Consider the following 18,965-nt stretch of genomic DNA (forward strand, 5'->3'; position numbering starts at 1 on the left):
CAATATGAATAATTCTGACGACACCCTCTATCTTTCCGCCCGCGACGCCGCCACCGAGCTCGCGGTCTCGCCGGCCACGCTCTACGCCTATGTGAGCCGGGGCCTGATCCGCTCCGAGCCTGGCGACACGCCACGCAGCCGCCGCTACCGCGCCGAGGACGTCCGCGGCCTCAAGAACCGCCGCGCCCCGCTGGTCGAGACCCAGGGCCTTAGATCCGCCGACCTGCCGGTGATGGACTCGGCGGTCTCGACCATCACCGAAGAGGGCCCGATCTATCGCGGCGTCCGCGCTGTCACGCTGGCCGAGAGCGCGACCTTCGAGCAATGCGCCAGCCTGCTGTGGGATTCCAAATCGTCCGATCCCTTCGCGAAATCGAACCTGCCGGTGATCTCGCCCGCGATGCGCGCGATCCTGGCGGCGACGCGGGGCGCGGCGCCGATCGACCGCGCGGTGGCGGTGCTCAGCCAGGCCGCCGAAGCCGACCCGCGCGCCTACAATGCCGTCGCCGAAGGCCGCGCCGCCACCGGCGCCCGCATCCTGCGCCTCACCGTCGCCGCGATGATCGAGGCCGAACCCTCCGCCGAGCTGCTGCACCGGCAGATCGCGCGCGCCTGGGCGCCGCAGCACAACCATGCCGAAGACCTGATCCGCCGGGCGCTGGTGCTGCTGGCCGATCACGAGCTCAATGCGTCGACCTTCACGGTGCGCTGCGCCGCCTCGACCGGCATCAGCCTCTACGATTCCATCATCGCCGGCCTCGTCGCCCTGAAAGGTCCGCGCCATGGCGGTGTCGGGCCGCAGGCCTCCAAGCTGCTCGACATGCTGGTCGAGGGCGATGTCGCCGCCATCGTGCGCGAGCGCGTCGCGCTGGGCGAGCGGTTCCCCGGCTTCGGCCACATGATCTACCGCGAGCAGGATCCGCGCGCGACCTCGCTGTTCGGCGCCCTGGTCAAGACCGGCATCGACAAGCGCTTCGCGGTCGAGATCCCGCAGGCCGTGAAGGACGCGACCGGCGCCTTCGCCAATTGCGATTACGCCCTGGCGGTGATGCGCCGCGTGCTCGGCATGCCGGCGGGCAGCGAGACCACGCTCTTCGCGATGGCGCGCGTCGCGGGCTGGATCGCACATGCCAGCGAGCAGCTCGAAAGCAGGAAGCTGATCCGGCCCAGAGCCCGCTACACGGGGCCGGCGCCGACGCCGTTGCGGAAGCGTTGATCTGGTGCCGCAACCAACTCCGCTGTCATCCCCGGCTGAGCGCGAGCGTAGCGAGCGCGAAGGGAAGGGGACCCAGGCGTTGATGACCGGACGGTATTGACTACCTGGGTCCCCTTCCCCTCGCGATGCTACGCATCGCTCGGCCGGGGATGACAGCGGGGCTCTATTCGAACACCAACCCAATCATCAGTCCACGGAACATCTCCGCGACCGTTGCATCCGCCGCTCCGCCGCCGCTCACCGCGATCTCCACCCGGCCGCCGCCCGCGCGGATCGCGTCGACGAAGAACCGGTAGTGCGCGAACCGCGCCGCGATATCGCGCAGCCCCGCGTCGACGCCGCCGTCCGCCGTCTCGTTGCCGGCGAGCTGCGTCTGCCAATAACTCTCGCGCTGATCCCCGTCCGCGGCCCAAGACGTCGTCGGCGGCAGGCCGAGCGCCTCGGTGATCGTCCTGGGATCGACCGAGGGATGAAAGACGCGCAGCGTGAATGCCGTCATGCCAGCAGCCGGTACACGCTGGTCTCGCGGATTTCGCGGTCTTCGAGGTCGCGCGTCGTCTGCACCCGATAGGTCTGAAGCTTCTCGACGCCGCCCTTGGGGAAATAGCTGCGTCCCGGATCGCCCAGATAGACGCTCGCGCCGTGATGCGCCTGGTCCGCCAGCCACGCCATCAGCCGTTCCGCCAGCGGCCGCTCGTAGCACATGTCGCCGACCAGGATGACGCGCCAGTTGCCGTCCGAGCCGATCAGGTCGCTGGTGGTCGCGCCCAGGATCGCGCTGTTGGCGATGGCGTTGAGCTTGATCGCCGCATAGGCGAAGGGATCGACATCGGCCGCCATCACGCGCTCGGCGCCCGCCTTCGCCGCCGCGATCGCGATCAGTCCCGAGCCTGCGCCGAAGTCGAGCACGTCCTTGCCGCGCACCAGCACGGGATGGTCGAGCACGTGCCGCGCCAGCGCCTGGCCGCCGGCCCAGGCGAAGGCCCAATAGGGCGGCGGCACGCCCTGCGCCTGCAATTCTTCCTCCGTCAGCCGCCACAGCGGCACGACCTCGGTCGCCAGATGCAGCTTGATCTCGGGCACCAGCGGCGGCGCCATCAGCACGGTGTTGGCTTCGATGAAGGCGGTGGGCTCGGTCAAACGGCTCTCGTGAAGCGGTAGACATGGGTCTCGCGGAAGGGAAAATCCTCTTCGACGTGCACGGTGTGGCCGTCATAGCACGCGATCCGCTCGAAGCCAGACTTCGGCGTGTAGCCGCGGCCCGGATCGCCGAGCAGGATCGTCGCGCCCGCGCGCCCCTGCGCCTCCAGCCATGGCAGAACCCGTCCCATCATGGCGCCCTCATAGCAGACATCGCCGCAAAGGATCACATCCCAGCGTCCGTCGCCTGTGAGCACATCCTCGCAACACATGTCGACCGCGACGCCGTTGGCCGCCGCATTGAGCGCGATGGCCGCCGCGGCAAGCGGATCGATGTCGGCCGCCAGCACGGACTTCGCGCCCGCTTTCATCGCGGCGATCGCGTTCAGCCCCGACCCGGCGCCGAAATCGAGCACCGTCTTGCCGCGGACGCAGTCCGGATGATCGAGCGTATAGCGTGCCAACCCCTGTCCGCCGGACCACGCGAAAGCCCAATAGGGCCGCAGCGTGTGCCGCTCGCCGAGCGCGGCGATCAGCGGCGCCATGGCACCGGCCAGGTGGAGCCTGATCTCGGGCACCAGCGGCGCGGTGCCGAGCCGCGTATGGGCGCCGATAAAGGCCGTGGCATCGATCACGCACTGTCCTCCCCCGATGCGGAAAGATACCAGCCACTGAACACGGTGCGCGGCCCGCCCGCGTTGACCGGCGTCACGCGGTGTTCCAGCGCTGGGCTCACGCGGAACACCAGCGCCGATCCCGGCTGGCGATGCGTGTGCCGGAACAGGATCTCGCCGGTGTCGCGGCGCCGCATCTCGAAAACGCCGCCCTCATAGGGCGCATCGCCGAGGTTGATCGTCACCGCCAGCATGCGCGCGGACGCGCCGATGTCGTCGTGCCAGTCGAGCGCTTGCCCTCCGCCGCCTTCGAAGCGCGCGACGGCGCCGGTGACGGCGCCCAGCGGCGAGACACCGGTGATCCGCGTCAGCCAATCGCGCAGGGCCTGACGCCGCAGCAGGTGACGGAGCAGGTTGCCCAGGCGGGTCGGCCGCTCGCGCAGGCGTGGTCCGACACCGTCCACCGCGCAGGCCACAAAGCGCGCCGCGCCGATTGCGGGCGCCAGCGTTTGCAAGACGTCCGGCTGGATCAGATCGGGCAGCTCCAGCACGTGTCGCCGTGCAAACTGCGCCGCGAGCGCCGCGTCGCTCTGCGGGTCGCCGGCGATCACGGTGTCATGCGAGGTCAGGCAAATGCGCGGCGAAGAACGCATGTCGCCGGCGCGGCCCGCAAGGCCGGGCTCGGCCGGCGCGCTCACGTCCGCGGGCCCAGATACCAGCCGCCGAACACGGGGCGCGGCCCGCCCGCCGTCACCGGCGTCACGCGGCGCATGATCTGCTTGCTGATGGGGAAAATAACCCAGGAGAAGGGCCGCGCGTGATGGAAGCGGAACGTCACCGCGCCCTCGCGTGTGGGCTTCAGCTCGAACAGGCCGTCTTCGAACGCCTCGTGGCTGAGGCCGACCGTGAAGCCCAGCAGGCGCGGGTCGTCGTTCACGTCGTTGTGCCCGTCCAGGCGCTGTTCGGTATTGGCCGTGAAGCGCGCGGTTGCGCCCCGCACTTTGACCAGCGGGCCTGTGCCGGTGATCTTTGCGATCCAGCTGCGCACCGCTTCGCGATTCAGGATCCCACGCACGATAATGGCGGCGCGCATCGGCGCCTCGAACAGGTTGGCGGAAAAAAGCAGGCGCGGCCGCATGAGTCAGGCCGCCTGGGCTGCGGCCGCCGGCTCCGGCACGATGGTGGGATCGAAGCACTTCATCGCGCGATTATAGGACGATCCGGCCCGTTATGAAGGCTCAAGTTCCGCTACGGCGAAAGAAGGGCTTCGCCGCGATCACCGCGCCGGCTTTGTCGCTCTTGCGATCCGCTCCGACAGGAACCAGCCGCCGAACACGGTCCGGGGCCCGCCGGCCGTCACCGGCGTCACGCGATGCATCAGCCGCTCGTCGATCCGGAACACCAGCGCGGTGCCCCATTGTGCATGCTCGTATTGCAGCAGCAACGCTTCGGAGCCGTGCCGTTTCATCTCGAACCGCCCGCCGTCATAAGGCACGGTGCCGAGATTGACCGTCACGCCCAACCGGCGCCGCGCGTCGCGCACGTCGTTGTGCCAGTCGAGCTGCTGCCCGCCGCCCGCCTGGAATTGCGCCGTCGCGCCCCATACCGCCGCGAGCGGCGTCACGCCGGTGACCCGCTCGAGCCAGTTGCGCAAGGCCGGTCGGTTGAGCAGCCAGCACAGGAGCGGGCCGGAGCGCGCGGGCGTCTCGCGCAGGCGGCTTCCCTCGATCGCGATGTCGTCGGGGACGAACCGCACCTCGTGCCACAGCCTTGCGAACATCGCCTGGACGTCCGGCGCGAAGAGGTCGCGCAGCTCGATCGCATTATGCGCCGCGAATTGCGCGGCCATGTCGGCGTCGAAGGCGGCGTCGCTCTCGATGGTCGTCTCGGCGGCGGAAATGCGGATGCGCGGCGGCACGCCTCAGGCTGCCAGCGGGGCCGCAGGCTCCGGCTTCGAGGTGGCCAGCTTCAGCATGGCGACATAGCCGGGCTGGATCTCCATCTTCGGGCCGAGGCCCTTGGCCAGCAGCAGGCGGTGCAGTTTCGGCAGGTTGTAGCAGGGCACGTAGAACAGCAGGTGATGGTCGACGTGATAGTTCACCCAGTAAGGCGCCAGCAGGGCGCGTACCGGCCAGGACGCATAGGTCGTGCGCGCATTGCGGAACACGTCGTCGTTGTCCGGCACCATGGCGTGCTCGGCGATGTTGCGGATGCGGGTGATCGCCATCTGCCAGGTGAGGTTGGGCAGCAGCCAGAACATCAGGAAATAATGCGGCTTGCCGAAGGCCGTCATCAGCCCGAGCAGGATGAGCTGCACCAGGTATTGCGGTCCGACCCGCTTCCAGAAGACCCGGGCGCGCTGGCCCAGCGTCATGCCGGGCTCGCCTAGCGAGCGCAGGAGCTGCGCCTTGCGCTGCTTGAAGCCCGTCTGACCTGTGAGATCGCGGACCATCTTGCGGCGGAAGCTGTCGCGCGTGATCGGAAACTTGGCCGAAAGTCCGAGATCGGGATCGTCCGCCTGCTGCGTGCGGCGGTGATGCACCAGGTGGTAATGCCGATAGCCGATCATCTCGCCCATGGTCGGATAGGCGCAGAGCCATTGCCCCACCCATTCGTTCAGCCGGCGCGTCCGCATCAGCACGCCATGCGCCGCGTCATGCATCAGGATGGCGAGGCCGAGCTGCCGGCTGCCGATCACGACCACCGCGGCGAGGAAGGTCAGCGGATTGGGCCACAGCGCATAGATCGCCATCGCCGCCCCGATCACGACCCAGGCATGCAGGACGCAGAGCATGCCGGTGACATCCGAGCGCGCCCGCACGCTCGCCATCTCTTCAGGGCTGAGGACGGTTGTGGGATCGAAGCGGTTCATCCCCTGATTATAGGACGATCCCGCCTGTAATGAAGGCCTTAGTTCCGCCTCGGCGGCGTCACCAGATCCAGCTGGACAGCACAAAGGCCGCCGCGATCAGCGCGCCGGTGTCGCGGTTGGCGCGGAACAGCTTGAGGCAGGCGGCCGGGTCGCCGATCTTGAGCCGATGGACCTGCCACAGCAGGTGCACCCCCGCGGCGAGCATCACGAAGGCGAACGGCCAGCCGGCATGGGCGGTGAACCCGGCCGCCAGCACCAGCGCGAAGGCGGCGGCATAGAAGCCCAGCACCCACTCCCGCGCCCGCGCCCCGAACAGCAGCGCGGTCGATTTCACGCCGATCAGCGCGTCGTCTTCCTTGTCCTGCAGCGCATAGATCGTGTCGTAGCCCAGCGTCCAGAACACCAGCCCGGCATAGAGCATCGCATCCGCCGTCTCGAGCGTTCCGGTCTGCGCCGCGAAGCCGAGCAGGGCGCCCCAGTTGAAGGTAAGCCCGAGCCAGGCCTGCGGCCACCAGGTGACGCGCTTCATGAAGGGGTAGGCCGCGACCAGCAGCAGCGACGCCGCGCCGACCGCTATCGCAAAGTGGTTGAGCTGGAGCAGGATCGCGAAGCCGGCGGCGAGCTGCGCCCCGAGGAACAGCCATGCCTGGCGCAGCGTCACTGCGCCGGACGGAATCGGCCGCCCCCGCGTCCGTGCCACCTGCGCATCGATGTCGCGGTCTACGATGTCGTTATAGGTGCAGCCCGCGCCGCGCATCACCAGCGCGCCGATGCCGAACAGCACCAGCAGATAAAGATCGTGCCAGGACGAGAACGGCCGCTCGCTCGCGATGGCGCCCAGCACCAGCCCGAAAACGCAGGGCCAGAACAGAAGCCAGCCCGGATGCGGCCGGTCCAGCCGCATCAGCCGAAGGAAGGGCCGCAGCCGCGGCGGTGCGCCGTCGACCCAGGTCCGCGCGACGGCGTCGGCCGGTTTGAGGCTGGCGGTTGTTTCGCTCATGGCCGCCACACTACAAGTATTCCGGCATGAGCGAAAACGATCTCACCTATCCCGGCGGCAAGTTGCGTCTCCATGTCGAGGCTGCGCTGGGCGAAGGGCTGCGCGTCATGCCCGATGCGGGGCAGGCGCATTACCTGCTGCATGTCATGCGGGCCAAGGCCGGCGACCGCGTCAATCTGTTCAACGGCCGCGACGGCGAATGGCTCGCCCGCATCGCCGAGGCTTCCAAGCGCGCCTGCGTGCTGGAATGCGAGCGGCGTGTCGCGCCGCAGGTCGCGGTTCCCGATCTTTGGCTCTGCTTCGCGCCGATCAAGAAGACCCCGGCCGACTATGTCGTGCAGAAGGCTACCGAGCTCGGCGTCCGCGTTCTGCAGCCGGTCTTCACCCGTCGCACCATCGTCACCCGCGTGAATCTCGACCGCATGCGCGCCAATGCCGTCGAGGCGGCCGAGCAGTCCGGGCGTCTGAGCGTCCCCGACTGCCGCGAGCCGCTCACCGTCGACAAGCTGCTCGCGCGTTGGCCCCGCGACCGCCGCCTGTTCTTCTGCGACGAGGGTGGTGACGCGCTCTCCATCGCCGAGGCCGTCCGCAATCCGCCACCGTTGATGGAAGAGGGCGGCGAGCTCATGGTCAGCGCAAGCGCGGCGCGGGAGGTCTTGCATGAGCCCGCCGCCATCTTCACCGGCCCCGAAGGCGGCTTCGACGCGGCCGAGCGCGAAATGCTTCGTGCATTCCCGTTTGTCACCCCCGTGACGCTCGGCCCCCGCATCCTGCGCGCCGACACAGCGGCATTGGCTGCACTGACGATCTGGCAATCAATCCAAGGCGATTGGCACTAGCGATTTTGCCGATGTACTGTCATCCCGGCCAGGCGGTGCGTAAGCATCGCGCAGAGCCGGGACCCATCGTGCCGTCGGCTCCATGGGTCCCGGCTCTCGCTGCGCTCGGCCGGCATCAGACGGAAGATAAGTGGTCCTGAGGGCTACCGCGCGAGCTTGCCCAGATCCACGCCGTACAGCGCCACCCCGTCGCGCAGCACACCGTCGCTCGCCAATGAGCTCACGATTTCATCGGCTCCGCTTCCAGCGCACCGGGTTTCGTCGTCCAGAACTTGCGCAGGTCGTTCACCCAGTCCGCCACTTGGCCCACCCCCTCCGGATCGAGTTCGTAGAATCGCTTCTGCGCCTCCGCCCGGACCTTCACGAGCCGGGCGTCGCGCAATGTCTTCAGATGCTGCGAGACCGCCGGTTTGGTCATGGCGAAGCGGCTGGCGATGTCGCCGGACGACAATGCGCCCTGCGCCAGCATGGTGAGGATGCGCTGGCGAGTCGGATCGGCGAGGGCGGTCAGCGTTTGCACGCCGCTAATATTGTACCTAATGCTTAATTAAGTCACGGCGAAATTATGGAGAGGGCCGGACTTTGCTTCGCCCCGGGCGACGCGGACGCCGGTTGGGGGACGGATGCCGTGGCGATGGTTCTGCCGCCGGTGGTCAGCCGCGCCAGCAGCGCCGCGTTGCGCGTCTGCAAATCGGCCAGGAACTCGGCCGGCCTGCGCACATAGGCGTTGTCGCCGCCGACCGAGAGGCCGACCGCCGCTGCGACCTCTTTGACGAAGATCACGCAATTGTGGGTGTCGAGGTCGTAAGAAGGCTGGGGTGCGTCGCGCCAGCGCGCGACCACGGCCAGCACTGCCGCATACTGCCTGTCCGTCAGGGGAAAGGAAAAGTAGGGCGTGTCCTGCGCCACATAACTGTCTTCGGCACCGACGACGACGCCGTCCACCTTGCCCCACAGGACGGACGGGCCCACCACCGGCGGGGTGAATCCGAAATTCGCCTTGACCGGCAGATGCCCGATCTCCGTCGTGCCGTTCAGCGTCACATAGGCATGGGGAAACTCGATCCAGAAACCCTTGTTGCCAAGCTTGTGGGCATAGAAGGAAATCGTGACCGCAGCCGCCGCGGGCCCCACGAACGCGAAAAAAGTGAACACGGCTAACGCAGCTTTACGCAAACACATGACGCAGTCCTCCCGAAGCGAGAGAACAACGCAACAGCACGCCGTAAGGCCAAACGCCGCGCGCAAATTTCGCATGCCGCCCCGGCATGGGCGGTTGGCTCACTTGCCGGATCGCCGACACGCCACTAGATAGCGATCAGTGAACGGCCAGTTCACTATTCACATAACGACGTGGGGGCTTTGCATCCCTGCGCGAGGGAAAGCGAATCACATGTCCATTCCACAGTCCGCCGGCGGCCCGATCGAGACGCGCGACGATCTCGTGCGTCATCTCTCCGACGGCTGCAAGCCGTGCGACGACTGGCGGATCGGCACCGAGCACGAGAAGTTCGTCTACGATCTCAAGACCCACAAGCCGCTCGATTACGCGACGACGCCGGGCATTCGCCAGCTGCTGGACGGCATGAAGCGCTTCGGCTGGGAGCCGGTGCTCGAAGGCGAGAACATCATCGGCCTGATTCAGAACGGCGCGTCGCTGAGCCTGGAGCCCGGGGGCCAGTTCGAACTGTCCGGCGCGCCGCTGAGGACCGTCCACGAGACCTGTGCCGAGGTGAACACGCATCTGGTCCAGGTCCGCGAGGTCGCGGACGAGATCGGCGCCGGCGTCATCGGCATGGGCTTCGCGCCCACCTGGTCGATGGACGAGACGCACCAGATGCCCAAGGGCCGCTACAAGATCATGCGGCGCTACATGCCCAAGGTCGGCGGCTACGGCCATGAGATGATGTTCCGCACCTGTACGGTGCAGGTGAATCTCGATTTCTCCTCCGAAGAGGACATGGTCAAGAAATTCCGCGTCGGCCTCGCGCTGCAGCCGGTCGCGACCGCATTGCTCGCCAATTCTCCGTTCCGCGAGGGCCGGCCCAACGGCTTCCTCTCCTATCGCAGCCAGATTTGGACCGACGTGGACAATGCCCGGTCCGGCATGCTGCCCTGGGTGTTCGAGAGCGGCATGAGCTTCGAGCGCTATGTCGACTACGCGCTCGATGTGCCGATGTATTTCGTCTATCGCGACGGGCAGTACATCGACGTGGCCGGCAAGAGCTTCCGCGATTTTCTCGCCCGCAGGATTCCCGAGGTGAAAGACGTCCAGCCGACGATGAGCGACTGGGCCGACCATCTGACGACCATCTTCCCCGAGGTGCGCCTCAAGAAATTTCTCGAGATGCGCGGCGCCGACGGCGGTCTGTGGCGCCGGATCTGCGGCATGCCGGCGCTCTGGGTCGGCCTCTACTACGACCAGGTCGCGCTCGATGCGGCCTGGGATCTGGTCAAGGACTGGACCGCCGAGGAGCGGCAGGCGATGCGCGACGCGGTGCCGAAACAGGCCTTCAAGACGCCGTTCCGGAACACCACGGTGCATGCCATCGCCCATCGCATGCTGGAGATCTCGTCGGCGGGGCTCAAGCGCCGCGCCGCGCTCGATTCGGGCGGCATGAGCGAGGACGGCTTCCTCAATCCGCTGCGCGAGCTCGTGTCGCGCGGCTATACCCGCGCCGAGGAGTTGCTGAAGAACTATTACGGCGACTGGGGCCGGGACCTCGCGCCGCTGTTCAAGGAATACAATTTCCTCTGATGTCCTCTCCCGCGAGCGGGAGAGGCCGCCATCGCTAGATCCGTCGCGAAATGACGCTAAGCGCCCCGCCCATCGCGACCAGGGCCAGCCCGCGCCAGCCCCATTGCATATGATTGCTCATGAAGTGCCCGGTCAGCACGCCGAAGCCGCGCAGCGACCACAGCACTCCGAGCACGGCCACCGCCAGGCCGAGCAGCAGCAGCCCGATCCGCATCCAATACCGCATGCCGTCGCTACCGCCGCGACCACCAGATCGCGAGCAATCCGGCCAGCGCGAGCGCGCCGCCGTAATAGGTCCATTTGATCTGGCTGATCATCATGCTGCTCGCCGGCCAATGGACCAGCCCCGATCCCTGGCCGGCCCAAAGCAGTCCTATGGCGACCGCCAGAACGCCTCCGATCAACAGCACCGTCTTCATCGCCGTTCCCTCACTGCACCGCGTCGCTATTTCGGCTGCGGTATGCGCTCGGCGGCCTGGCGCGCGACCATCCAGCCGGGATATTCCGGCGGCAGGGCGCTGACCTCGTCCAGCCGCTTCATCTCGTCGGCGCTCAGCGACAGCTTCGACGCTTCGAGGTTGTCCTCGAGCTGCTCCATCGTCTTGGCGCCGATGATCACGCTGGTGACGAACGGCTTGTGCAACACATAGGCCAGCGCCACCCGGGCCACGCTGACGCCGTGTTTCTCGCCGACCTCGCGCATCGCGTCGACGCATTTCCAGGCGCGGTCGCGATCGACCGGCGGGAAGTCGAACGCCACCCGCCGTGCCCCTTCCGGCCCGTTGCTGCCGGGCCCGAACTTGCCCGAGAGCAGGCCGCCCGCCAGCGGGCTCCAGACCATCAGGCCGACCTTCTGGTCCGCCATCATCGGCACGATCTCGCGCTCGAGATCGCGGCCCGCGATCGAGTAATAGGCCTGCAGCGTCTCCAGCCGCGCCCCGCCGCGCTGCGCCGCGATGCCGTTCGCCTTCATCACCCGCCAGGCCTGCCAGTTGGAGCAGCCGACATAGCGAACCATGCCCTGCCGCGTGAGGTCGTCGAGCGCGCGCATCGTCTCCTCGACCGGGGTCACGGCGTCAGTCGCGTGGATCTGGTAGAGATCGATGTGATCTGTGCCCAGCCGCTCGAGGCTGCGCGACACCGAATCCATGATGTGCCCGCGCGACGCGCCGATATCGTTCGCGCCGGGTCCCATGCGGCCATAGCATTTGGTCGCGAGCACGATCGACGAACGCTTGAGGCCGAGCTCCTTGATCGCCTGGCCGGTCAGCTTCTCGGACTGGCCCGCGGAGTAGACGTCCGCGGTGTCGATGAAATTCACCCCCGCCTCGACCGAGCGGCCGACGAGCTCGGTCGCGCCTTTCTGGTCGAGATCGCCGATCGCCGCCCAGATGCCGGCATTGCTGCCGCCGGCGAAGGTCATGGTGCCGAGGCAGATTTCGGAGACGAAAAGGCCGGTTTGGCCAAGCTGGTTGTACTTCATGCTGTCACCTCATTCGGGTAGGGGGATGTATTCGAGATCGTCGCCGGGAATCTTGCCGAACGCGCCAGCCTCCCATTCGCGCTTGGCGCGCTCGATGCGGTCCTTGGAGCTGGATACGAAATTCCACCACAGGTGACGCTGACCATCGAGCGGCGCGCCGCCCAGCAGCATCGCCCGCCCCGTTCCAAGGGCTTGCACCGTCACCGCCTCGCCGGGCGCAAGGACCACCATGTCGCCGTCGCCATGGATTTGGCCGCCGACTTCGATCCGGCCGTCCACGACGAAGACCGCGCGCTCCTCATGTTCGGGCTCGAGCGTCAGCGACGCATCGGCGTCGAACTGGGCGTCGGCATAGAAGATCGGCGAGAACACCTTGACCGGCGACTTCAATCCCAAGGCCTCGCCGGTGATGAGCTTGAGCGTCACGCCGTTGCGGGTCTCGACCGGCAGGTCGCGCGACGCGACATGCTGGAAGGACGGCGGCGCCTCTTCGTCGGCGAGCGGAAGCCCGATCCAGCTCTGGATGCCGTGCATCCGGTGGCCCGCGGCGCGGGTCTCGGGCCCGGTGCGCTCGGAATGCGCGATGCCGCGCCCGGCGGTCATCCAGTTCACGTCGCCCGGCGCGATCTCCTGCACCGAGCCCAGCGTGTCGCGATGCATCTGGGCGCCTTCGAACAGATAGGTCACGGTCGCCAGCCCGATATGGGGATGCGGCCGCACATCGATGCCCTTGCCCGGCGCGAATTCGACCGGCCCGAAATAGTCGAAGAACACGAACGGCCCGACCGCGCGCTTCTCGATATGCGGCAACAGGCGGCTGACGTGGAAGCCATCGCCCAGATCGCGCGGCTTGCCTCGGATGATGATCATGTGAACCTCACGGTTCGAGGATCGTAGTCTCCGGCCAGCGTTCGCGCCAGCGCACCGCCTTCTCCAGATAGCGTGCGGGGTGAAAATTGGGCATCCGGTTCGGCCGGATGGTCATCGTCTCGATATCCGCGAAGCCCTTGGGGGCATAGACGTCGTACGCCGTCCCCGCCGGTCTGACGCCGACCATGGCGCAATCGTACAGGAAACGGTCGATCCCGTCGGTCGCGCAGGTCAGGGGCGGGTAGGGCGTGCCGAATTTCTCGCCATACCAGATATGCACGCGCGCCTGGTTGCGCACTTCGATCTCGACATCCAGGTCGGCGAACAGTGCTCGGGCCCGCTGGATGACGGCATCTTCCGCCGCCCAGGACGTGTCGGGATCGAAATAGAAGACGTCGTAGTCCTTGATCCCATGGGTCGGGGCGCGACCGGTCCGGATGTTCCACACGGTCTGGAACAGCGCCCCCGACACCAGCCAGCAATCGGGCGCATCCAGCGCGGGCAGCCGCTCCAGGATGGTGCGGTTGTTCGGGTTTCCGAGCGCGGTCGCGACGAAGACGTCCTGATTCATCCGTGAAGTGTCACAGAAGCTCCAGGACACCGTCCACATAGCGCTGCGACCATCCCCGGAATGTTTTTCGCCTGAGCCAGTCTGCGTCCACGTCGGAGTGCGAGAAATAGCCCCAGATTTTCAGCCGGTCGTTGAGGACATACAGCGTCATCCGGGCGGCATCGAGCGGCTTGCCGTAAGCCTGCACGAAGGCGCGCGCGAGCGCGGGCTCGGTGTCGAGATAGCTGCAAGCCACGCGCACCACGTCGAGCGCGCCGTCGGCAAAGCGCGCTTCATGGAAATCGAACAATCCGCTCACGCGCCAGCGGCCATTCTCCTTCAGCAGCGTCAGATTGCCGAGCTTGTAGTCGCAATGGACATAGGTATCGGCGACCGCGCCCTTGGCGCCGCCGATCGCATCTTCGATCCATGCGACGTCCTCCGCTGTCAGACGGCCGCCGCACGCCCGCACGATCGCCCGCGTTTCGTGCGCGGTCCACCCGATCGCGCCCTCCGGATAAGGCTCCAGTTCGATCGTCACCGGACTGAAGCCGCCGGCAAACGGCCAGGTCAGGTTCTGCATCTCCGCAAGGTTCTCGCCCAGCGCCACCGCGACGCCGCGCCGGTCCTCAGGTCCCAGCGCCTTGAGGATGCTTCGCTCGTCGGTACACAGTCCCGGCATTCTGGGCATGACGAGATACGGCCAGCCGAAGATGTCGTCCGATCGATCGTGGTGGATCGGCCACGGCACCGGCGTCTTCGTGCGCGCGTGCAGTTGCTGCGCGAACCAGCGCTCGCTGGTGAACTGGTGCCGGTCCTCTCGGCGGTATTCGGTCTCGTCGACGTCCTTCACCCAGTGCGGCGCCCCGCGCAGCACGAATTCGCCTTCCATGGTCGTGACGAACACGTTCTGCCCGAACAGCCCGCTCGTCGTGGGCGCGGCGGCGACGAACCGTCCCAGCCCCAGCCGCGCGCAGGCCGCCTCGAACTGCGCATCGCGGATGGCGCCCAGACGTTCGGAATAGACGACGGCGTCGCTCATGCGCCGCAGGATGCCTTCAAGACTTGGCGAAGACCATGTCCGGCAGGATCGCCATGCCCTGTGCGTCCCGCACGATCCGATGGGTCCAGGTCACCGCCGACAAGGGCAGGGGGGCGAAGAGATGTGGAAAATCCTCGCCGCGCGACGGCGCGTGCTCCCATTTCAGCGCGTCGCCAAGCCGGGCCTCGTCGACCGCGATCAGCACAAGGCCGTCCTGTCCCGCATAATAGAGCCTGAGCGTCTCGGCGAGTTGCGACGCTGTCGAGAAATGCATGAACCCGTCGGCCTTGTCATGCGCCGAACCCCCGAACCGCCCCGCATGCTCGGCCTCCGCCCAGTCCGCGGCGCTCGCGATCTTGAAAATCGTCATGGTTGTGGCCGTGCCGGAAATTCTTCCCGCGCACATTGAAAGAAAATTCGCCGCGTGGCCATGGCCGACATGCCGAAGTCGCGGGAGAAGGCTCGACATAATAGAGATAGTAAATACATAATATTCCTAAATTATAATATCGACTCATTGCGAAATTCCCGACGGTTTTTAAGTCGAATACCAACTTCGAAAGATGGAGACTTCGATGGCATCGCTTGCCGACCTCCTTGCCGACATCCGCTCGAAAATGCCTGCCGAGGAGGGCAGGCTCTTCGGTTATGAGGTTGGAAATTACGTCGGCGGGTTGAGCAAATTTCTGTTCGATACGCCGCAAGACCGGTGGAGCGACCCTTTCGATGTCGATCCGCCGCATTCGAGCCGGTTTCCCGAAGCGCTGCGGACGATGATCGCGAAGGCGGCGCGCTGGGTCGACATCGTGACGATGGACGAGCCGACCGGAGCCTTTCTCGACGAGATCGTGGCCGGCATCGGCGACACCTACGCCGCCGGGCGCCGGCCGATCGTGCGGTTCCTCATGGGCAGGAGTTTCGGGAACTTCAATCTCGACACCAAGACGATGCTGTGGAAGATCGCGACGAAGCTGGAAGCGCGGGGCGGGGCGCTCCCGGAGATGTATCTCGCGCAGATCGCCTATCAGGAAGCGAAGTCCTGGAACCACGCCAAGATCGTCGCGATCGACGGCTGTGATCTGATGACCGGCGGCCACAATTTGTGGGCGCCCGACTACCTCGAAAAGCGGCCCATTTTCGATATGTCGATGCGGTTCGAAGGGCCGATCGCCAAGGGCGGGCACATGTTCGCCAATGCGCTCTGGAAATTCGTGCGCAACAATAACGTCCCCGGGACCAAGACCTACAGCAACTCGCTCAGGCCCGAGACGCGCTATCAGGTGGGCGGCGATGCGCCGCGCTCCGAATGGGCGCCGCCGGCCGATCCGCCGCCGGTGACCGGCACGTTGCCGGCGATGTGGGTCACCAATTCCGGATGGGGCGTGTTCCCGAACCACATCGATAAGTCGGACAGCAGCGGCTATTATGCCTTCTACCGCGCGATGCTCGACGGCAAGCATTGCCGCATCTCGCAGCAGGACTTCGGCGCGCGTTTCTGGGAGCGGACGCCGAACTTCACCGAGGTGCCGCTCGACGGCTATCCATACCCTCTGATCTGCCACGATTGGCATTTCTTCAACCGGCATCTGGTGGATGCGATCGCGATGTTCCTCCACCGCAGCGACACGACATCGGTCGACATGGTCCTGACCTCGCCCGACGGCCGGGGGCACTACAACAACCTGATTTCGTTCAAGTCCATTTTCAACGTCGTCGGTTATCGCATGACGCGCTTGCGGCCCGGATTGTCGAAGGAGCAGGCGTTCCGGCTGCTCAAGACGAAATTCCGCCTCGCCAAGCTCAGCTCCGGCGGGAAGGACACATGGTCGAACGGCGAGCCCAAGCGCAACCACGCCAAGTTCTGGATGGTCGACGATCTGTTTTATGTCGGCTCGGAGAATTTCTACCCCAGCACCGTGCCGCCAGGCATCTATGGCAGCATCCAGGAATTCGGCGTGGTCGCGCAGGACGGCGCGGCGGTCCGCTCGATGATCCTGGACACCTACTTCAATCCGATGATGGCGAAGGCGGTGCGCGGCGAGGTCAAGCTCGAGGACCTGACCTGGTAGGGAGACCGACCGGCACCTCCGGTCACGCCGCTTGCGCCGTACCGCCGATCGTCAGCCCGTCGAGCCGCAGCGTCGGCTGGCCGACGCCCACCGGCACGCTCTGGCCGTTCTTGCCGCAGACGCCGACGCCGCTGTCGAGCTTGAGGTCGTTGCCGACCATCTTCACCCGCGTCAGCGCTTCCGGGCCTGAGCCGATCAGCGTCGCGCCTTTGATCGGCGCGCCTTTCTTGCCGTCCTCGATGAGATAGGCCTCGGTGCAGGAGAACACGAACTTGCCGCTGGTGATGTCGACCTGGCCGCCGCCGAAATTCACCGCGTAGATACCCTTTTTCACACTGGCGAGGATCTCGCCCGGCTCCTTGTCGCCTGCCAGCATGTAGGTGTTGGTCATCCGCGGCATCACCTGGTTGGCATAGGATTGCCGCCGGCCGTTGCCGGTCGGCGCCACGCCCATCAGCCGGGCGTTCTGCCGGTCCTGCATATAGCCCTTCAGGATGCCGTCCTCGATCAGCACGGTGCGCGATGTCGGCGTGCCCTCGTCGTCGATCGAGAGCGAGCCGCGCCGCCCCTCCAGCGTGCCGTCGTCGACCACCGTCACGCCCGGCGCCGCGACCCGGCTGCCCAGCAGACCGGCGAAGGCGCTCGTGCCCTTGCGGTTGAAGTCGCCTTCCAGCCCGTGGCCGATCGCCTCATGCAGCAGGATGCCGGGCCAGCCCGGACCGAGCACGACGGTCATTTCGCCGGCCGGCGCGGGAATGGAGTCGAGGTTCACCAGCGCCAGGCGCAGCGCCTCGTCGACGCCCGCCTTCCAGTAATCGTCGGTGAGATAGGTCGTGTAGCCGCCGCGTCCGCCGCCGCCGAAATGCCCGGACTCCTGCCGCCCGTCCTGCTCGACGACCACCGACACGTCGACCCGCACCAGGGGGCGGATGTCGCGATAGGTCGCGCCGTCGGCGCGCAGGATCTCGACCTGCTGCCACTCGCCCGACAGGTGACACGAGACCTGCCGCACCCGGCCGTCGCGGCCGCGGGCATAGGCGTTCATGTCCTCGAGCAATTTCACCTTGGTCTCGAACCCCGCGGTCCCGAGGGGATCGATATCGGTATAAAGCTTGGTGTTGCTGCGGGCCGGCGCCAGCGCGACCGCGCCGGAATGGCCTCTGGCGACCGCGCGCACCGTCGCCGCGGCGCGCTGGATCGCCTCCTCGGAGAGGTCCGAGGCATGAGCATAGCCGGTGGCTTCGCCGGCCACGGCGCGCAGGCCGAAGCCCTGGGTGGTGTCGAAGCTCGCCGCCTTCAGCCGCCCGTCGTCGAAGGAGAACGATTCGCTCTGGCGGTATTCGAGGAACAATTCCCCGTCATCCGCGCCCTTCAGGGCCTCGCCGACCGTGCCGAGGACCCGGTCGCGGTCCATCCCGGTGCGGGAAAAGAACAGGTCGCCGGTGTCGCTCATGGGATGCTCCAAAACAGTGATTTGCCTGACTTATACATATAGGAGCTTTTTTCGCGCCGCGCCTGCCGTCCTGCGCGGTCCTGCGACAAGGCCTGCAAAATCGACCCCGTGCCAGAAGGTCGCAATGACTTTAGGGGCTTAGCGCCTCTAAATCGCCGCCAAGAATCTGAAAAGCGGGGGCGTCTGCTACCCGCCGGCTTATTTTGTGAGGTCGCCTCATGTCTTTCAGAAAAACCGGCATCGGTGCTGGCGTGGCCGCGGGGGCCCTCGCCTGGACGACGCAGGCGCTGGCGCTGCCCTATAATTACCAGCTCGGCATGCAGCCCGCCGCCTCGCCGGTGATGGAGCGGATCGAGAGCTTCCACAATCTGCTGCTCTACATCATCGTGGCGATCACGCTCTTCGTGCTGCTGCTGATGGTGTGGATCGTCATCCGCTACAACAAGCGGGCCAATCCGGTCCCCTCCAAGACGCACCACAACGCGCTGCTCGAAGTCGCCTGGACCATCATCCCGGTCATCATCCTGGTCTTCATCGCGGTGCCGTCGTTCAAGCTGCTCTATTACGAAGCGGAGATCCCCAAGCCCGACCTGCATGTCCGCGTGATCGGCCATCAGTGGTACTGGAGCTACCAGTACCCGGCGGCCAACTTCACCTACGACTCCAACCCGCTGGCGGAAGACGCCGACAAGAAGGCCGGCAAGCCGCGCCTGCTGGGCGTCGACCACGCGCTGGTCGTGCCGGTCAACAAGGTTGTCGAGATCGAGACCACCGGCGCCGACGTCATCCATTCCTGGGCGCTGCCCGAGATGGGCGTGAAGATGGACGCGATCCCGGGCCGCCTGAACCACACCTGGTTCAAGGCGACGCGGACCGGCGTGTTCTACGGCCAATGCTCCGAGCTCTGCGGCCCGAACCACGACTTCATGCCGATCGAGGTCGACGTCGTGACCGACGCGCAGTACGCCGCCTGGCTCGCCGCCGCGAAGAAAGACAGCAACACCTATCAACCGATTGCGCAGAACGGCGACGCCGCCCGCTTTGCGGCGCGCTAACGAG

Annotated in this window: 23 protein-coding genes; 5 read left to right on the top strand and 18 right to left on the bottom strand. The window is 66.5% G+C overall.

Annotated elements, in window-relative coordinates; all coding sequences use genetic code 11:
- The first annotated feature begins 4 nt into the window (after positions 1-4).
- A complete protein-coding gene (locus WDM91_00960; protein ID MEI9993135.1) occupies positions 5-1,216 on the top strand; it encodes a citrate synthase family protein in 1,212 nt (403 codons plus the stop codon).
- A 163-nt stretch (positions 1,217-1,379) separates the two neighbouring features.
- On the opposite strand, the gene WDM91_00965 is transcribed toward WDM91_00960, so the two are convergent.
- The 8 genes from WDM91_00965 to ubiA form a co-directional block, all read right to left on the bottom strand.
- On the bottom strand, positions 1,380-1,715 hold the full coding sequence (locus tag WDM91_00965; GenBank protein ID MEI9993136.1) for a hypothetical protein: 336 nt from the start codon (positions 1,713-1,715) through the stop codon (positions 1,380-1,382).
- A complete protein-coding gene (locus tag WDM91_00970) occupies positions 1,712-2,356 on the bottom strand; it encodes a 50S ribosomal protein L11 methyltransferase (GenBank protein MEI9993137.1) in 645 nt (214 codons plus the stop codon). The genes WDM91_00965 and WDM91_00970 overlap by 4 nt, the downstream gene beginning before the upstream one ends.
- On the bottom strand, positions 2,353-2,991 hold the full coding sequence (locus tag WDM91_00975; protein MEI9993138.1) for a 50S ribosomal protein L11 methyltransferase: 639 nt from the start codon (positions 2,989-2,991) through the stop codon (positions 2,353-2,355). The genes WDM91_00970 and WDM91_00975 overlap by 4 nt, the downstream gene beginning before the upstream one ends.
- Complete coding sequence (locus WDM91_00980) at positions 2,988-3,668, bottom strand: 2OG-Fe(II) oxygenase (protein ID MEI9993139.1); 681 nt, start codon at positions 3,666-3,668, stop codon at positions 2,988-2,990. Before WDM91_00980 ends, WDM91_00975 begins: the two co-directional genes overlap by 4 nt.
- Complete coding sequence (locus WDM91_00985; protein ID MEI9993140.1) at positions 3,665-4,108, bottom strand: hypothetical protein; 444 nt, start codon at positions 4,106-4,108, stop codon at positions 3,665-3,667. The genes WDM91_00980 and WDM91_00985 overlap by 4 nt, the downstream gene beginning before the upstream one ends.
- 138 nt (positions 4,109-4,246) lie before the next feature.
- Positions 4,247-4,888: a 2OG-Fe(II) oxygenase gene (locus WDM91_00990; protein MEI9993141.1), complete on the bottom strand. Its 642-nt coding sequence runs from the start codon at positions 4,886-4,888 to the stop codon at positions 4,247-4,249.
- A 3-nt stretch (positions 4,889-4,891) separates the two neighbouring features.
- Positions 4,892-5,842 (bottom strand): fatty acid desaturase family protein, encoded by a 951-nt coding sequence (locus WDM91_00995; protein ID MEI9993142.1) that lies wholly within the window; start codon positions 5,840-5,842, stop codon positions 4,892-4,894.
- Between the two features lie 58 nt (positions 5,843-5,900).
- Positions 5,901-6,842 carry a 4-hydroxybenzoate octaprenyltransferase gene (ubiA, locus tag WDM91_01000; GenBank protein ID MEI9993143.1) on the bottom strand — a complete coding sequence of 314 codons (942 nt, stop codon included), beginning with the start codon at positions 6,840-6,842 and terminating at the stop codon, positions 5,901-5,903.
- Between the two features lie 26 nt (positions 6,843-6,868).
- Between ubiA and WDM91_01005 the strand changes: the two genes are divergently transcribed.
- Positions 6,869-7,681, top strand: a complete 813-nt coding sequence (locus WDM91_01005) for a 16S rRNA (uracil(1498)-N(3))-methyltransferase (GenBank protein ID MEI9993144.1) — start codon at positions 6,869-6,871, stop codon at positions 7,679-7,681.
- Between the two features lie 220 nt (positions 7,682-7,901).
- Here WDM91_01005 and WDM91_01010 read toward each other — a convergent pair whose 3' ends face one another.
- Together WDM91_01010 and WDM91_01015 are read right to left on the bottom strand one after the other, a co-directional pair.
- Positions 7,902-8,201, bottom strand: a complete 300-nt coding sequence (locus WDM91_01010) for a metalloregulator ArsR/SmtB family transcription factor (protein ID MEI9993145.1) — start codon at positions 8,199-8,201, stop codon at positions 7,902-7,904.
- A 32-nt stretch (positions 8,202-8,233) separates the two neighbouring features.
- A complete protein-coding gene (locus WDM91_01015) occupies positions 8,234-8,836 on the bottom strand; it encodes a hypothetical protein (GenBank protein MEI9993146.1) in 603 nt (200 codons plus the stop codon).
- 238 nt (positions 8,837-9,074) lie between these two features.
- Between WDM91_01015 and WDM91_01020 the strand changes: the two genes are divergently transcribed.
- Positions 9,075-10,439, top strand: coding sequence for a glutamate--cysteine ligase (locus tag WDM91_01020; protein ID MEI9993147.1), 1,365 nt, complete (start codon positions 9,075-9,077; stop codon positions 10,437-10,439).
- Between the two features lie 34 nt (positions 10,440-10,473).
- Here the strand turns inward: WDM91_01020 and WDM91_01025 are convergent, their stop codons facing one another.
- The 7 genes from WDM91_01025 to WDM91_01055 are packed head-to-tail and all read right to left on the bottom strand — an operon-like array spanning position 10,474 to position 14,754.
- A complete protein-coding gene (locus tag WDM91_01025; protein MEI9993148.1) occupies positions 10,474-10,665 on the bottom strand; it encodes a hypothetical protein in 192 nt (63 codons plus the stop codon).
- A gap of 7 nt (positions 10,666-10,672) precedes the next feature.
- On the bottom strand, positions 10,673-10,858 hold the full coding sequence (locus tag WDM91_01030; GenBank protein MEI9993149.1) for a hypothetical protein: 186 nt from the start codon (positions 10,856-10,858) through the stop codon (positions 10,673-10,675).
- Between the two features lie 26 nt (positions 10,859-10,884).
- Positions 10,885-11,922, bottom strand: a complete 1,038-nt coding sequence (locus WDM91_01035) for an aldo/keto reductase (GenBank protein MEI9993150.1) — start codon at positions 11,920-11,922, stop codon at positions 10,885-10,887.
- 9 nt (positions 11,923-11,931) lie between these two features.
- A complete protein-coding gene (locus WDM91_01040; protein ID MEI9993151.1) occupies positions 11,932-12,792 on the bottom strand; it encodes a pirin family protein in 861 nt (286 codons plus the stop codon).
- A gap of 7 nt (positions 12,793-12,799) precedes the next feature.
- The gene (locus WDM91_01045; protein MEI9993152.1) at positions 12,800-13,363 is read right to left on the bottom strand and encodes a nucleotidyltransferase family protein; all 564 of its coding nucleotides are present in this window, start codon (positions 13,361-13,363) and stop codon (positions 12,800-12,802) included.
- A 10-nt stretch (positions 13,364-13,373) separates the two neighbouring features.
- The gene (locus tag WDM91_01050; GenBank protein MEI9993153.1) at positions 13,374-14,384 is read right to left on the bottom strand and encodes an aminoglycoside phosphotransferase family protein; all 1,011 of its coding nucleotides are present in this window, start codon (positions 14,382-14,384) and stop codon (positions 13,374-13,376) included.
- Between the two features lie 16 nt (positions 14,385-14,400).
- Positions 14,401-14,754: a DUF952 domain-containing protein gene (locus tag WDM91_01055; protein ID MEI9993154.1), complete on the bottom strand. Its 354-nt coding sequence runs from the start codon at positions 14,752-14,754 to the stop codon at positions 14,401-14,403.
- A 205-nt stretch (positions 14,755-14,959) separates the two neighbouring features.
- Here WDM91_01055 and WDM91_01060 point away from each other — a divergent pair, with 205 nt between their 5' ends.
- The gene (locus WDM91_01060) at positions 14,960-16,453 is read left to right on the top strand and encodes a hypothetical protein (GenBank protein MEI9993155.1); all 1,494 of its coding nucleotides are present in this window, start codon (positions 14,960-14,962) and stop codon (positions 16,451-16,453) included.
- 22 nt (positions 16,454-16,475) lie between these two features.
- Here the strand turns inward: WDM91_01060 and tldD are convergent, their stop codons facing one another.
- Positions 16,476-17,906 (bottom strand): metalloprotease TldD, encoded by a 1,431-nt coding sequence (gene tldD, locus WDM91_01065; GenBank protein ID MEI9993156.1) that lies wholly within the window; start codon positions 17,904-17,906, stop codon positions 16,476-16,478.
- Between the two features lie 218 nt (positions 17,907-18,124).
- On the opposite strand from tldD, the gene coxB reads away from it, so the two are divergent.
- Positions 18,125-18,961 (top strand): cytochrome c oxidase subunit II, encoded by an 837-nt coding sequence (gene coxB, locus WDM91_01070; GenBank protein MEI9993157.1) that lies wholly within the window; start codon positions 18,125-18,127, stop codon positions 18,959-18,961.
- Positions 18,962-18,965: the final 4 nt, after the last annotated feature.

It is taken from the genome of Rhizomicrobium sp. (assembly GCA_037200385.1).
Taxonomy (GTDB): Bacteria; Pseudomonadota; Alphaproteobacteria; order Micropepsales; family Micropepsaceae; genus Rhizomicrobium.